General features: G+C 39.5%; 15 protein-coding genes. 5 read left to right on the top strand and 10 right to left on the bottom strand.

All coding sequences use genetic code 11. The features are described from left to right. Window positions 1-114: 114 nt before the first annotated feature. The 8 genes from rapA to FTU05_RS01490 all read right to left on the bottom strand — a co-directional run bounded on the left by rapA (window position 115) and on the right by FTU05_RS01490 (window position 8,682). Complete coding sequence (rapA, locus tag FTU05_RS01525) at window positions 115-2,952, bottom strand: RNA polymerase-associated protein RapA (protein ID WP_180022034.1); 2,838 nt, start codon at window positions 2,950-2,952, stop codon at window positions 115-117. 141 nt (window positions 2,953-3,093) lie between these two features. Then, complete coding sequence (locus tag FTU05_RS01520; RefSeq protein WP_180003800.1) at window positions 3,094-3,738, bottom strand: RluA family pseudouridine synthase; 645 nt, start codon at window positions 3,736-3,738, stop codon at window positions 3,094-3,096. Window positions 3,739-3,871: 133 nt separating this feature from the next. Beyond that, window positions 3,872-4,576 (bottom strand): phosphopantetheine-binding protein, encoded by a 705-nt coding sequence (locus tag FTU05_RS01515; RefSeq protein ID WP_180003798.1) that lies wholly within the window; start codon window positions 4,574-4,576, stop codon window positions 3,872-3,874. A gap of 139 nt (window positions 4,577-4,715) precedes the next feature. Beyond that, complete coding sequence (locus FTU05_RS01510; RefSeq protein WP_180163046.1) at window positions 4,716-5,009, bottom strand: hypothetical protein; 294 nt, start codon at window positions 5,007-5,009, stop codon at window positions 4,716-4,718. A 226-nt stretch (window positions 5,010-5,235) separates the two neighbouring features. Then, complete coding sequence (locus FTU05_RS01505; RefSeq protein WP_180164012.1) at window positions 5,236-5,649, bottom strand: heme-binding protein; 414 nt, start codon at window positions 5,647-5,649, stop codon at window positions 5,236-5,238. 104 nt (window positions 5,650-5,753) lie between these two features. Beyond that, on the bottom strand, window positions 5,754-7,052 hold the full coding sequence (hemL, locus tag FTU05_RS01500; RefSeq protein ID WP_180164011.1) for a glutamate-1-semialdehyde 2,1-aminomutase: 1,299 nt from the start codon (window positions 7,050-7,052) through the stop codon (window positions 5,754-5,756). A gap of 34 nt (window positions 7,053-7,086) precedes the next feature. Then, a complete protein-coding gene (gene thiE, locus FTU05_RS01495; protein ID WP_078188828.1) occupies window positions 7,087-7,707 on the bottom strand; it encodes a thiamine phosphate synthase in 621 nt (206 codons plus the stop codon). A 591-nt stretch (window positions 7,708-8,298) separates the two neighbouring features. Then, a complete protein-coding gene (locus FTU05_RS01490; RefSeq protein ID WP_180094246.1) occupies window positions 8,299-8,682 on the bottom strand; it encodes a DUF962 domain-containing protein in 384 nt (127 codons plus the stop codon). A 320-nt stretch (window positions 8,683-9,002) separates the two neighbouring features. On the opposite strand from FTU05_RS01490, the gene FTU05_RS01485 reads away from it, so the two are divergent. The 3 genes from FTU05_RS01485 to FTU05_RS01475 all read left to right on the top strand — a co-directional run bounded on the left by FTU05_RS01485 (window position 9,003) and on the right by FTU05_RS01475 (window position 12,396). After that, window positions 9,003-10,463 carry an inorganic triphosphatase gene (locus tag FTU05_RS01485; protein WP_180164032.1) on the top strand — a complete coding sequence of 487 codons (1,461 nt, stop codon included), beginning with the start codon at window positions 9,003-9,005 and terminating at the stop codon, window positions 10,461-10,463. A gap of 145 nt (window positions 10,464-10,608) precedes the next feature. After that, window positions 10,609-11,774, top strand: a protein-coding gene (locus FTU05_RS01480; RefSeq protein ID WP_085940844.1) for an IS3-like element ISAba22 family transposase whose coding sequence is annotated in 2 segments (ribosomal slippage) — window positions 10,609-10,867 and window positions 10,867-11,774 — 1,167 coding nt in all. Because the reading frame shifts where the segments join, the coding sequence is not laid out codon by codon here. Window positions 11,775-11,964: 190 nt separating this feature from the next. Further along, the gene (locus tag FTU05_RS01475) at window positions 11,965-12,396 is read left to right on the top strand and encodes a hypothetical protein (protein ID WP_168378945.1); all 432 of its coding nucleotides are present in this window, start codon (window positions 11,965-11,967) and stop codon (window positions 12,394-12,396) included. Between the two features lie 100 nt (window positions 12,397-12,496). On the opposite strand, the gene FTU05_RS01470 is transcribed toward FTU05_RS01475, so the two are convergent. After that, a complete protein-coding gene (locus tag FTU05_RS01470; RefSeq protein WP_180105859.1) occupies window positions 12,497-13,150 on the bottom strand; it encodes a TetR/AcrR family transcriptional regulator in 654 nt (217 codons plus the stop codon). A gap of 120 nt (window positions 13,151-13,270) precedes the next feature. Here FTU05_RS01470 and FTU05_RS01465 point away from each other — a divergent pair, with 120 nt between their 5' ends. Then, complete coding sequence (locus FTU05_RS01465; RefSeq protein WP_180164010.1) at window positions 13,271-14,515, top strand: MFS transporter; 1,245 nt, start codon at window positions 13,271-13,273, stop codon at window positions 14,513-14,515. Window positions 14,516-14,550: 35 nt separating this feature from the next. On the opposite strand, the gene FTU05_RS01460 is transcribed toward FTU05_RS01465, so the two are convergent. Next, the gene (locus FTU05_RS01460) at window positions 14,551-15,183 is read right to left on the bottom strand and encodes a hypothetical protein (RefSeq protein ID WP_180160064.1); all 633 of its coding nucleotides are present in this window, start codon (window positions 15,181-15,183) and stop codon (window positions 14,551-14,553) included. A 106-nt stretch (window positions 15,184-15,289) separates the two neighbouring features. On the opposite strand from FTU05_RS01460, the gene FTU05_RS01455 reads away from it, so the two are divergent. Beyond that, entirely contained in the window at window positions 15,290-15,691 is a 402-nt protein-coding gene (locus FTU05_RS01455; protein ID WP_078188837.1) for a DUF3144 domain-containing protein, read from the top strand. Window positions 15,692-15,776 lie beyond the last annotated feature (85 nt).

Here is a 15,776-nt window from a genome sequence, read left to right as displayed (position 1 = left end):
TTAAAAAAATAATACAAAACTAAGATTTAGCTTAAATCTGTCGTGATTAATTTTACAGTTATAATTTTAGCCATAAAAAAAAGCACCCGAAGGTGCTTTTTTAAGATTCTTAACTTATGGCTTAACCACTACCATAATTTGAATCGCTTCTGGTGTAACCGCTAGACCATCAAGCAGTGTTAAACCTTCTTTTTGCAGTTTTTGTAAACGTGCAATTTCGTCTTCACGAATACTTGGGTTGAACTGCTTCAAATAAGTCAAACGGTCAATTTCATACTGCCATTTGCTACCATAGATTTCTTTGGCTTGTTGTTTAAAGCCCGGTAATGCACCACGAGCAATTTCAAGCGCTTGCGTATAACGCTGTTCAATGACATCACGACGCGCCTTAACCACTTGGCGGCAACTGTTGCCATCAAGATGATGTAAATAAGGACGTAAAATTTCAGGTGCAATTTTTTGCGATAAATCCTGACCTTTTTCGCTTAGTAATACACGAACCAACTGTTGTGGCAAACTTGACGGCAAATTCAGTGCTTTCGGTGCAACGACATCGACTTTAAACCACACTTCCATTAACACAGAACCTTGTGGTAAAGCTGCTGATTTCAATACAGCAACGTTAGTACTACCAAAGCTTTGTGTATTAATCATTTCCATCACACTTTCAGTGAATGGATGCTCAAGTGTTAAATACTGAGCATCTTCACGAATCTGTGCTTGGTCACGATAGAACGTCGCCGTCATACCTTCTTCGTCCAAAGTCAGACCTTGAACTTGCATTTGATCCGTAGGTTTGATGATCACGGTACCATTACTTTGCTCATCAAAATCAATGTTTGTAGACGCCATGAAGCGCTTCATAAACATTGGTAAGGTTGTATTGTCGTCGTAGTCTTCAAGTGCAGTCACAATTTCTTGCGCCACGATTGGACGGCAAGAGTTGTACTCAAGTAAACGGTCACGACCTTCTTGAAGTTCAGCTTCAAGTGCTTCACGTTGTACACTCACCGCTTCGAGCAAATCTTCAAACTCTTGGCCTTTATCTGCCAACAAACAATCTTTCAGATTGACGATGAAGTTTTCTTGTAAGGTTTGCGCTGTCGGCGAGATATTACAGAAAATATTTAATGCTTCGTTATACCAACGGAACATACGCTCTTGAGCAGTACCAACCAAATAAGGCACATGAATTTGAATACGATTTTCTTGACCAATACGGTCTAAACGACCAATACGTTGTTCAAGTACATCTGGGTTTGCAGGCAAGTCAAACAAAACTAAGTCCGATGCAAACTGGAAGTTACGACCTTCAGAACCAATTTCTGAACATAGTAAAATTTGCGCACCGTATGACTCTTCAGCAAAGTAAGCTGCTGCTTGGTCACGCTCTAATAAGCTCATGCCTTCATGGAACATCGCTGTACGAATACCCGCATGCAAACGAAGTACATTTTCTAAAGACTCAACCACTGGACCACTACGTGCAATCAATAACACTTTTTTGTGTTTCAGATCTGTACGCAGACGTTCCATCAACCACATCACACGTGGGTCGGTTTCCATCCACGAGCCATCAAGCTGCGCTTCTTCAGGCCACATTTGTTCACGTAGTTTGCCATCTTTAGACCAGTTTTCTGGTGCAGGTAATGGTGCAGGCTGACAGTCACGACCTGGGAAGCCTTGAATCGCTTCACGGGTATTACGGAATAAAATACGACCAGTACCATGACGGTCTAATAATTCGTGAATGGCACGGAAGCGTTGTTCTGGCTCGTCAGTAATTCGATGACCTAATAGGCTTTCAATCGCTGCCAAATGCCCTTCTTCGAGTGGGAGATCAGACATAAGCACTTCAGCAATTTTAGCTGTTTGGTGATACTGCTCTTCTTCATCCAAGAAACGATCAAGCGAACTAAAACGTTGTGGATCAAGTAGACGTAAACGAGCAAAGTGACTTTCCACACCTAATTGTTCAGGTGTTGCGGTTAATAACAAGACACCCGGCGTTTTTTCAGCAAGTTCTTCAACAAGGTCATAACGGTCATTGCCGCCTTCTTCTTCTGACCACATTAAATGATGGGCTTCATCGACCACGAGCAAATCAAAACCAGCTTCAAGCGCTTGTTCACGCAAGTCATCATGGTCGATCATCAAATCGACACTCGCAATGATGCATTGTTCAGTTAAGAATGGGTTGAGGTCTGGATCGTGTTCTTTAATCGAAGCTGTACGCGTCAAGTCAAATAATGAGAACTCAAGATTGAAACGACGACGCATTTCAATCATCCATTGATATTGCAATGAATCAGGTACTAAGACCAAGATACGTTCTGAACGACCCGTTTTGAGTTGCTGATGAATAATCAGACCAGCTTCAATCGTTTTACCCAGACCAACTTCGTCAGCAAGTAATACACGTGGAGCAAAACGTTTACCCACTTCATGCGCAATATACAGTTGGTGTGGAATGAGACCCACACGTGAACCTACCAAGCCACGTAGAGGGCTAGACTTCATATTGGCTTGAAGAAGCAGTGCTTCGATACGCAGGTCATACCATTCTTTATAGTCCACTTGGCTTGCAAGCAAACGATCTAATGGTTTTGCTAACTGAATACTTGCACCAATACGTGTTTCATTCAGTGCTTTACGCTCTTCTGTGCCATCGGCAAGTTTACGTACCGCGTTATAACGAACCACACCACCACGGTCTTCAAGAGATTCAACAGTCCAAATTTGACCTTCTTGGTCTTGGACTTCGTCATTTACATTGAAAACAATACGAGATAAAGGTGCATTGTGACGGGCATAGACACGAGTTTCATCACTTTTCGGGAATAAAATGCTGACCGATCGCTCATCAACATCAATAAGAACACCTAAACCCAGTTCCGTTTCTGTATCTGATAACCAACGTTGACCAATAGCAAACTGCTGCAATTTTTCCACCTTTTTCTCAAGTTCGGTCTGAAAATATTATGCTCAAACTGTGAACGTTATTTGAGCAAAAATCTAGACCATAAAGCAATATATTTTGACATAAAGCCCACTAAATAGTGAGCAGAATTCTTAGGGATTTAAATGATTTTCCTAAAATGGTACGGGACAGTGAAATTCCACTGTTTGCTCAGTTTCAGGATGGTTAAAACTCAAGCGCTCAGCATGTAAACATAAGCGCGGCATCAGCTGCTGTTGCTCAGGTGTTGCATACAAAGTATCACCTACAATAGGATGACCTAAATATTGCATATGAACACGAAGCTGATGTGATCGACCGGTAATAGGCGTTAACACTACACGTGTTACGGCTTGCCCCTGAATCTCAAAATGTTCAGTGGCTTTCCAATGCGTAAGCGCAGGCTTATTGTGTGCAGGATCGGCAATATGCAGTGGCGGATGTTCTGGGTCATATATGACCGGTACATCGACAGTACCTTCACCTTCGAGCGTACCCGCAACCAATGCCTGATATGTTTTTGAAGTTTGACGTTCTTGGAACTGGCGTGAAATTCGATTTTGCCCTTGACGGGTTAATGCAAAAACCAAAATACCTGAGGTATCACGATCCAAACGATGGATGAGCAAGGTATTCGGTTCAATTTTTAATAATCGATTGATAACACAGTCTTGTAAATCTGCTGTTTTTCCCGGAACTGTGAGTAAACCTGCTGGTTTATGGATCACCATAAAGTCAGTGTCACGATGTATCAGGTGTTCGGTTAGAAAATTACTCAAAGTTCAATCCAGTTCTGATCTCGAAAAACAAGGCGGCAATAATAAAAAGCTTAGCCAACAATTACAATGCACAAAGGCATATTTCCCGACGTATTTTCCGATTTAGAACAAAAATAATTCCAATTGGCTTTGTTTAGTCTGTACTGAGCAATTTTTCTAGCAATGCTTTTAGACTTGCATCATCTAAAAAGTCTTCATAACGGATGTTAGCACCATTGGCACGCCACAACCCAATTAAGCTGACCATGGCAACGGAATCTAGTCCATAACTGCGTAAATCCAATAAGGGATCTATTTCCAATGCCTCCATATCTAGCTGTTCTGCGATAGCCAATAATATGCCTTTGGCTGACAAGACGAATTCAGTTGGTGCTGACAGATTCCAAAGCCGCATCAAATTATAACTACTCATGTGATGAATCCCTTGGCCTGACATGGAGTCCACCCACTGAATATGCTGCTCCTGATTATTCATCGCAATCGCATCATCAACGATACAGATTTGCTCTGTTACGCTATATAGATGCGGCAAGATCTGTTTCAGCATAGGCGTGATTTGCCCTGCAAAGATGAGCTGCGGGTGTGTTGTTGCATATTCACCGAGCTGCGGCATGCCTTGAAGTAAATCATCACCATATAAATCGACAATAGGAATCTCTAAGGCTTTGGCTTTATTGGTCAGCTGGATAATATTTTCCATCAGCTGCGTATCCTGTATACCCTGCTGCATGCGTAGATTTTGCAGTCCTGCTAATACCAATACTGACTGTGTTGAAGACAGCTGCCATTTTGCTTGAGATGGTGAAAATTGGATTTTTTTAGGCATGGGATAAAGCATGGGAGATGAGTCAACTAATTATTCATAAATTAAACTTATGCTAGCGTAGATACACAAAAGTAATAAGTTCTTTGCTATTTACCTATGTAAACATAAACATTTCGTACAATCTTCATTATATTAAATGGATTTAATTTTGCTAAGCCTTATATTCTTTAAATGCTTGAAGCATTTCCTTTTTCTGTTCTTTAGAGGCATCTACATATGAGTAAAATCTTTCATAATCTGTTCCAAATTGGCTACTTTCAATTCTTTTCGCTAAGCCATCAATAAAACTTTTTCCTTGAGTCTGATACTGCTGAATCGCTTGTTCATCTAGGCAGATAGTTTTCTCCCAAGAAATTCCACTTATATTTATAAAAACATTGAGATATATATTTTCGCTATCCTCATATAATTCCCAAAAATAAGGTTCTATTTCTATTAGCTGCATTCTACTAGTATTCCTAAACTTTTAATTATTTTTACAATTAACATAATAAACCTTTTACGAAATTCTTGAAATTTACCTATAAGAATCAATATCTTATTAAAATCATCCATTTCAGAGTCCAGCACAATGAAACAGCTTTTTTGTGATTATTCACGTTCGACGCATCATTGGCTATGAAACTATGAATTTTTAAATATAGCTAAACTTAAAAATCTCTAAGGAAGTTTTATACCTGTGCCAAAAACTTCTCAATCGCCTGCTGTGCAATTTCAGCATCCTGAAATGATTTTACGCCAGACACGCCCATTGCACCCACCAATTGACCTTCATACAAAATCGGTTCACCGCCTTCCAGCATACCGTTAAAGGTTTCCATGGTCAGAAAACCCATCTGCCCGCCTTTTATCAAATCTTCAAACAATTTAGATGGGCGCTTACTGATGGCTGAACATTTGGCTTTTTCTAAGCATAGATTTGCTGTCATTGGCGATGCACCATCCATTCGTTTCATCGCTAACAAATTGCCTGTCTCATCCGTTACCGCAATGCTGACATTAAAACCATTTTCTACTGCATAAGTATGTGCTGTGTTCAGTAAAAATTCTGCATCTGCCAAAGTTAAATAATGCTTGGTTTTCATTTAAAAATCCTTTTCTTAAAAAACTGAACTTATAACAACAAAAAAAAGCCCACAGCAGGCTGCGGGCTTTATTCTAAAGCAGAATTTACCGATTTAAATGAAAATTACTTCATTTCGGCAAAAACTTCTTTCGCCATTTCAATGGTAAATGCAATATCTTCATCGCTATGCGCGCTTGAGAAGAAACCGGCTTCAAATGCTGAAGGTGCTAAGTTTACACCGCGCTGTAACATGCCGTGGAAGAAGGTACGGAAAGCATCAACATCACATTTTAAAATTGAATCAAAACCAGTAATTTCAGTTTGATCTGTAAAGTAAATACCAAACATACCACCTACTTGCTGAGTAAAGAACGGAATGCCCGCTTCGTCTGCAGCAGCTTGTAAACCAGCAAGTAAGCCTGCCAATTTTTCAGTTAAAGTTTCATAGAAACCTTCTGCACGAAGATGTTTAAACATCTCAATACCGGCACGCATTGCAAGTGGGTTGCCTGATAGTGTGCCTGCCTGATATACCTTGCCCAACGGAGCGATGCATTCCATCACTTCGCGTTTACCTCCAAATGCACCGACTGGCAAGCCAGCACCAATGATCTTGCCTAATGTGGTCAAGTCTGGCGTAACGCCATAATGCGCTTGCGCACCACCAAGACCGACACGGAAACCTGTCATCACTTCGTCAATGATAAACACAGAACCATGCTCATCACATACATCACGGATCGCTTGTAAGAAACCGTCAATCGGTTTCACCAAGTTCATGTTGCCTGCAACTGGCTCAACAATTACACCTGCAATTTCTGAACCGAATTTTGCAAAGCATTCTTTAAGCATCGCAATATCGTTATACGGCAGTGTTAAAGTATGTTTTGCAAAATCAGCCGGAACACCTGCAGAAGTCGCTTCACCCTCACCTTTAGTAAGTAGGCCAGAACCTGCTTTTACTAAAAGCGAGTCTGAGTGACCATGGTAGCAGCCTTCGAATTTTACAATCTTGTCACGGCCGGTGTAGCCACGAGCAAGACGAATGGCTGTCATGGTTGCTTCAGTCCCCGAGTTGGTCATACGAACCAATTCAATAGACGGCATAATTTCGCAAATAATATCGGCCAAAGTCGTTTCATGAACGGTTGGCGCACCAAAACTTAAACCATCAACTGCGGCTTCTTGTACTGCTTTGATAATGTCTGGCTGCGCATGACCTAAAATCATTGGGCCCCAAGAACCGACATAGTCTACATATCGCTTACCGTCTACGTCATACAGATACGCGCCTTGCGCTTTTTCGATAAATACTGGTGTACCACCTACACCATTAAATGCGCGTACAGGAGAGTTTACGCCGCCAGGAATATGCTTGCTGGCTTGTTTAAATAATTGTTCTTGCTTAGCAGATAAGCTCATAAAAATTCTCTACTTATTCAATCTAAAAATAAAATTAAGCTTGTTCAGCAAAAAGCTCAGACCATTCATAAACACGACTGCTGACAGCAGACATTGAACGACCTAATACATCACTAATCACAGCACAAAGATCAGCACCTGCTTCAATGACTTCTGCTGAATTTTCTACAGTTAAACCACCAATTGCACAAATAGGTACATTTAGTTTCGCTTTGGCTTGTTTTAGCGTTTCTAAGCCAATATTGCCTGCTTCAGGCTTAGTTTCAGTTGCAAAAATGGCACCAAAAGCCACATAGTTTGCACCGTCTGCAATTGCCTGCTCAGCCAGTTCTAAAGAGTTATTGCAGCTTCGACCGATCAAAACATTTTTAGGTAAGCGTGCTACAGCTTCAGCAATTGAACCGTCATCTTGCCCTAAATGGACACCCACACCATATTGAACTGCAGTTTCGAGATCATCATTAATGACAAAAGGCACTTTGTACTGATTACACATATTTTTCATGTATTCAATTTCATAAGCCTGATCTTCCTTTGCCACTTTTTTACGACGATATTGCAAAACAGCAACTTCATAAGTTGCCATCGCGCCTTCAAGCTTGGCTAAAAGCAATTCGATAGGATCATCATTGGTAATGAGGTATAAACCACGCATAGTTCAATCACAACTTAAAACTTTTGAATATTATAACGATTAGGTCTGTGAAATGTTGCTTGGGACATAAAATTTTAATGCTTTGCTGCTGAGAAAGTTATATTCCTTTTCACAGGACTACTTATATAAATGTTTAATTAAATTTTCTGTAGAAAATGGCAAAAAATACCTATTTTCAGGTATAGAACAAAACTAATACAAATTATTTAATAGTGCAACAGAAGAACACAAAACGCAGCGCATAAAAACACAACACTTTATAAAAATAATAATGTGTACCTATTAGACTTTTTGGTGCTTGGTAAGAAACGTTTTGGGGAGCGTTCAGAGCATCAAAAAGTCTAGCCTATTTTATGGAAATTTTTATTGTTATATCTTTCAAACAATAGACCTTTTCTAAGGCCATAAAAAAAGCCTAGAGAAGGTCACTCTAGGCTCGGAAAACTGGGGTTTATCGACTTTTCATCTTATAGATAAGCAGTGAATAAACAATATGAACATTATTAGACTAATCACTCTAATTTTGCAAGTCATTTACTCAAAAAAATCACACCTAGAACCATAAAAATTAAACGTTTGATTAATAAATAATTAACTATCAATCTTATCTAAATTACGGTCTTTTAAGCTTAAGTTCCCCTTCACAATATCAGACAGCATGCGCCAATCGGAAATAAAGCTGTATAAAGGCTGCTTGAAACTTGCCGGCTTATTTTTTTCAAAGAAAAAATGTCCGACCCATGCACAGGCATAGCCTGAAACCAGGCCATAAGCAAAATACTTTGGTTGTCTTTTTAAAATTGCTTTTGCAAAAAAATAGAGGCCTATACTGCTGCCTGTGGCATGTAAACGTCGGCTCATGATATTTCGATGTTCAGTCAAATAAAATCGATAAAATTGCGAGTAGTCACGAATAGGCAACTGAAATTCGGGCTTTAAATCTCGATTAAACTCGGGTTGTACTTGTGAATTCATGTTGTGCTCATCCTGAACTTATTTTAATCAACATAGCTTAAAATTCGTCCGCGTTAAAGACGTAAAATTTTATTTTGTTCCAATGAAAGTCGAACCATTGTGAATTATACAATTGATGGAATATCCATTTTTAAAACTTTTCTTTGGCCAAAATCAGCGCTTTCAAATCCGTCAAGTCTTACTTCTCAACTGTTTTTCGCTACAATCGAAACGCGTTTAGCTCATAGAAAATTTACGTACGATTTAGTTTTTCATTTTTATAAAAATTTAGAGATCGCTTCATGCCAGATTATGAAGTTGTAACATCAGGACAGAAAACCATGGTTGAAGTTGAATTAAAGTTCCAGATTCCAGAAGCACGTCGAACCGCATTATTAAAGGCACTCGATCCAAAAAAATCGGAACAAATTCAACTTAAAGCTAAATATTTTGATACCCCAGATCGAAAAATGGCACAGCAGCATGCAGCTTTGCGTCAACGTTTAGAAGGAACGCGCTGGATTCAAACCCTGAAAGCTGCAGGTAAAAGTCACATTGAACGGCTTGAACATAACTTAGATTTGGGCGAGCATGAACAAGCCCCTGCCCTAGATTTATCGGTCTATGCCAATGAAGCTGAAGTTCAGTTAGTTTTAAAAACCACTTTAGGCGATCAGCAGGATTCATTACAACTTCAGTTTGAAACTGACATTCTGAGAACTTATCGTGTCATAGAGTTTGAAGATGCCAAGATCGAAGTTAGCTTAGATATCGGCTGTATCCGTAGCAACAATACAGAAACAGAGGTTCACGAAGTAGAATTTGAGCTTAAAAGTGGCTCTATTCAATCACTCCTTGCCTTTAGTTTTGAATGGGTTAAAAAGTACCATTTGTGGTTAGATGTTCGTAGTAAAGCTGAAATTGGAAATTTGCTGGCATTGAATCAAACTGTGAGTCCAGCAGTTGAGGCTAAAGAATTTCAACTCAGTAAAAAAGACACTGCCGCAAAAAACTTACGACTTTTAATTGCACAGGAAATGCAGCACCTTCTGCCTAATATTGCCGCAATTTCTGCAGGTGTTGCTCAGGCCGAGCACATTACACAAGCTCAAAAAGCACTCCATCATTTACAATTAACCATTTCGCTGTTTAAAGATTGGAACAGCGATATCGTTGAAAAATGGGCTGTGCAATTGGGCGCATTTAAACAGCAGTTTGAACAATTACACCATTTTGAGCACATGCAAAATACCTTGGGTGGCTTTTTACAAAACCCAACGACCTCAGAAAATTTAACCAAAGATATTTTGTATGCCAAAGAGAAGTTAGGCAATTTGGTTAAATCGACTCAAAATGTGCATCATTATCTTGAGCTTTTAATGTTTAGTTTGAAAGTCGATGAAGCACCGCAACAACATGATTTTAAATGGTATGCTCAAACTACCCTTCAAAACCAATATAAAGCCCTGCAAGAGGCTTTAAATGATGCCGACATTAACAATTTTGAAAGCTTAGATGTGCTTTCTCAGCGCATACAAGAGCTTAAATTTAGCTTCCCAATTTTGACGTCTATTTATGATGTAAAAAACTTGCAGAAATATAGTAAAGCGCTCAATGATGCACAAGTCGCGGCTCAGGAATATCAAGTCCTTTCCTCTTCTGCACAATATATTCAGCAAACAGAGCTGGAAGCTAGTGATTGGTTTGTTCTCGGCTGGTTGACTGCAAAACAAGAGGTTTATGCAGATAAGCTATTAGAAGCGACCGAGCAATTCCTTGTCAGTCGAAAACTCATTAAATAAAACCTAAGGGAGATTCAATGAGTCTCCCTTTTTTATTTGTATCCTACATTGTCATATAGATATTCATTTGTTGAACATTTGATGTGTGCTGAAAAAACAGGAGGTTTTAACTTGGTAAACTAAACACACTCATCAGGAGTTTACCATGAGCAAGAAACACAAGACTTACACCACAGAATTTAAAGCTGAAGCCATCAAATTAATTGAAGCCAATCAAGGCAATGTCTCGGAAACAGCTAGACAACTTAGCATTTCAATGCAAACTCTTTCAAATTGGAATACCAAAGCAAAGGCTGGAACTTTAGCAGGTACAAAACAGTATTCACCTGATCTAAACGCTCTACTCGAAGAAAATAAAAAACTCAAACAACAGCTCAAAATAGCTGAAATGGAACGTGAATTTTTAAAAAAGGCAGCAGCGTACTTTGCCAAAGAAAGTCAGTAAGGTACGCCTATATGAAACAAAAAAGATATTCTTTTCCAATTACCTTAATGGCTCGATTACTTCATGTTTCAGTTTCATGTTTTTATGATTGGCTCAAGAGAGGCGTGAGCAAAAGAACGATTCAACGAAATCAACAGACGATATTGGTGAAAATAGCCCATGAGGAGACCAGGCAGAGCTATGGTTATATTCGATTAACCAAATACTTACAAGCTCAGGGTATAAAAATGAGTATGTACGCTGTACGTCAGATAAAAGCGCTGAACCACCTGTATTGTAAGCGACACAAGCGTTTTAAAAGGACTACGAATAGTGACCATAATCGAGCGATCTATGAAAACCTGCTGGAGCAACAATTCTCAATGACTAGACCAAATCAAGCATGGTCAAGTGATATTACGTACATATGGACTGTTGAAGGATGGCTGTATTTAGCAGCGGTAAAAGACCTTTACACGAAGCAAGTGGTTGGCTATAGCTTAAATGAGCGCATGACAACACAGCTTGTTTGTAATGCGCTAAATATGGCTATTCACAATCAAAAACCAACCAAAGAACTGATTGTGCATTCAGACAGAGGAAGTCAATATTGCAGCCATGAATATCGAAATATACTTGAGCAATATGGTTTTCAAGGTTCAATGAGCAAGCGCGGAGACTGTTACGATAATGCACCGATTGAAAGCTTTTGGGGAATACTGAAAAATGAGTTAGTGCATCATTACAACTATCAAACCAGAGAAGAAGCCAAAGCAGATATTATAAAATACATTGAGTTATTTTATAATCATCGAAGAATTCAAAAGGGTTTGGGTTTTAAGACACCAAATCAAATGGCCGAAGACTTTTATAAGTTGGCTGCCTAGAATCTCCCAAGGGAAAGTCTCCTGATAATTCAGCGTATATCAATTCAGGTTCATAGTCGGCTATTTTCAATTCATCATTTCCTTAGTTTGACTCAGTTACATTGAAATATTTTGAGAAGCTATTATTTTTGTTTTCTGGATAAAAACTTTTAAAATAAGCTATCTGAAAACTTAGATTCAGGGTGGTTTTATGTTGAAAAGTCACATACCTGTAATTTATCCCCTATTTTCATTTTCACTTATTTTTATATTTTTCCCAATACTGAGTGCTTGTAGTGAACAACATAAGCCTGTGCAAAGTACCGAATTAAGGCGCACGGCATCCTTACAAGTCGAAAAGCCGCTTTCTCCAACTCAAAACTTTGATCAGACACGACGAACCTTTAAAGTCCTGCGCAATAATAATGAGGACTATGGTGATGAGTCTTACCAAATCAAAACCGATGCTGGCACACTGAGTATTTACAGCATGAACTTGAATCCGCAACAAGGTCAGCTACTATCTAGCGTCAAGTCTGGAGAATGTCTCACCCTATCGAGTCAAAGCGACAATTTAATTGCGGTTGACGGTTATATCAGTGTGATGGAATTGGGCGACATTAAAATTCATCCCTGCAAATAAACTTCAATATAGTATTTGCATATCAGTCATTCAAAAAAACTAAGAAAATTGCCTTAAGGCTACACTGCTATTGGGGGTTTAATTCATAATCCATACTGATTTAACCTTGTGCTAATAACCCCCATGATTTCATGGCATTACTCACCATGCGTTGTAATTGTGTCAAGGCCATACCATCACGTGCTTGTATCGTCATCCCTTGCAATAAGGTCATATAAAAATCAGTCAATTGCTCTGCATGAGCCAAACTTTCAATTTCCGAATTTTGCACGCCTATAGCGAGCCGATCCATAATTTTTGTTTTGGTATAGGCACGACGTTGTTTAAGTTGTTCCTGTACGGTTTGGTTCTGCTGTGAACAATTCATCGTTGCCACCACCACCATACAGCCTTTAGGTTTATTGGCTTGTACCAAGTGCTGAATACTGTCGTACAGGTAGAGCTCCATCGCAATTTTAGCAGTTTGACCTGCTTGTAGAATTTTTTCGGCAGGTTGAACTTCGTGTTCACTGTAGTATTCAATACATTTTTCAAAGAGCGCGGCTTTATCGCCAAACGTGCCATATAGGCTAGGTGCGGTGATATTCAAAGCTTGAGTCAAATCACTGATGGACGTTCCTTCATAGCCAAATTGCCAAAACAACATCATGGCTTTTTCCAAAGCTTGCTGTTCATTAAAACATTTAGGACGTCCACGCTTCTTGACCAAATAGGCTGAATTAGCGTGTAGATTTTCCTGCTTTGAATCATTCATCATAAGCTAACATTTATATTTTATAACGTTCACTAATAAAATAATTGACGCTCACAATTTAATCAAATAGTTTATTTTTATAACAGTCACTATTAAATTAAATAATTAAGGTGTAACACTATGAATACGCATGCTACAGCTTTAAAACCAGATGAACCGTTGACGCAGCAGCCTGAAGAATCTCCCCCCAATCAAGGGAATTGGTTTGCAATCCTCACGGTTGCCATTACAGCTTTCGCACTAGTCACCAGTGAGTTTTTACCTATTGGTGTGTTAAATGCCATTGCTCATGATTTAAATATTAGTGTAGGTACCGCAGGTTGGGTGATTACCCTCCCTGGCATTATGGGTGCGATCGCAGCGCCCCTGCTTTCTGTTGCTGTGAAGCAACTTGACCGTCGTATCTTACTGATTGCTTTAACCGTGATTATGGTCATTTCTAATTTTATAACTGGCTTCGCAGAAAGCTTTGCGCTGTTGCTGTTTAGCCGTTTTCTACTGGGTATAGCTATCGGTGGATTTTGGGCAACAGCCATAGCCTTAAGTGGACGTGTCGCACCCAGTCATCTCACCATAGCCAAAGCGACTGCAATCGTCATGGCGGGCGTCACTTTAGCGACGGTTTTAGGTGTTCCACTAGGTACATGGCTAAGTGACTGGTTAGGTTGGCGTAGTGCGTTTCAAATCATTGCAGCGATTGGCATCATCATTTTAGTTTTAGAAATCAAATTTCTCCCAAAACTTCCACCGACATCGGCTATTCGATTTAGTGATTTACCTGCACTGATTCAACATGATAAAGCACGTAAAGGCCTAATTATTATTTTATTAATTGGTTTCGCTCATTTTTCTTCTTATAGCTATCTCGCCCCATTTTTTAAAAATCATGCAGGCTTTGATCCGACCACCATCAGTTCATTATTATTGATCTACGGCATCGCAGGTTTCTTTGGTAATTTATTTGCAGGTTATAGCAGTAACATCAATGTCCGCTATACCCTTGCTTTTGTTGCATTCAGTTTTATCGTGGTATTTTTTAGCTTTCCACACTTTGCAGTTCACTTATTCGGTGCATATCTTTTAACCGCATTATGGGGTTTCGCCTTTGGGGCATTTCCTACAACGGCGAATATCTGGATGTTTGTACATGCCCCTGAAGCTGTTGAAAAAGGCATGCCGCTGTTTATTGGTATTTTCCAACTCATGATTGCATGTGGTTCACTGTTTGGCGGCTATATTGTCGATCATTTTAATGCCAATACCTTATTGTATTCAGTCATGATCTTTGTCGCATTTGCCATAGTGGCTATATTCACTTTAGGGCGTGGCTTAAATAATCCGAAGCTTCCTTGTGCAGCGAACTAAGTCCACGCTCTAAATGATACCGTCAATACATTTGATTAACGATATTTCCCAAAGATTTTCCACGTATTGTTATCTGCTAAAGGGTCACTATAGCTATCGCTACGGGCTTTACGTGGTTTGTCACGGGCATCCACCAATTTAAACTCGTTTTCGACACTAAGTACAATGCCATTCACATAAAAACGGGTACGGGTATAATCACTTTGCCCATGTTGAAATACATAGGTTCTGAGGTCAATAAATTCACGGTGTGCGACCAAGGCTGCCGTGTCATCGCTGTCAAGCCAATGTCGCATCGCTTGAATTTGATCTGCTTCAAACTGCCCACATTTTTCAACTAAGCTGGCAATACCCCGAAAGGTTTTAGATTCTTTCGCACGTGTTTTGTTGATTCGAATACGATCCACATGAAAATAAAAAAGCGGTAGATTCAAATGACTCGGCAAATGGATTGCATCAAGGACTTCATCTTCCATAAAGGGTTGAAATAAGTCTTGAGCACGTTCGATTAAGCCTGTCCACTGTGCATAATATTCGGCCACTTCAGACTGCGTACCATAATAAATGGGCAGCCCTTCTACATTGGCTAAGGTTGAGGGCGGCCAAATATTTTGTCGAAGTAATGCAATATCACTTTTCAGACTTTGCACTGCGATTGCGTCTTGCATGGAGCACTCCATTCTACTTAGGCTATTTTTAGATTAAGTCAAAGGTTTAGTTTCTGCAAGGCTTTGCCTATAATACTGCATTAGATTTTTATGCTAGGACACATTCATGGTTCAAAAGATTGAAGCTACTGATGTAACCGAAGAAGAAGCGTTGAATGCAGCTTTCTTTGAACGTGCGGATGAATTTATTAAACAAGCCAATGAATTTTGTCGTGTTGAAAAGGGTTCTCAAGTCAAACCGGCAGAAATGCGCGGTCAAGTGAGCGCTGCCATGTTATTTGGTACCGCTCGTTTTAATACTTGGGTTGCTGCAAATGGCTTCAAAGATGGCAAAGAAATGCGTGATGCCAAAGATCAAGTGATGTCTTATATTCTTCAACAATTTCAAATGATGCTTGAAGATAATTATGATGAATATTGCGAACAGTTTGAAAACTATCTTCGCTTCCGTCATAACGAAGAATTCCATGCAAATAAGCATGATCACGACCACGATCATCAGCATTAATCAAAAGCCCTTCGGGGCTTTTTTTATACAACTTCTCTTTCACAAAGCTTTGATTTAATATTCAGTCATAACGTTGTATTTTCAT

It is taken from the genome of Acinetobacter sp. YH12049 (assembly GCF_013419875.1).
Taxonomy (GTDB): Bacteria; Pseudomonadota; Gammaproteobacteria; order Pseudomonadales; family Moraxellaceae; genus Acinetobacter; species Acinetobacter amyesii.
This window is presented reverse-complemented; position numbering and strand designations above follow the sequence as displayed.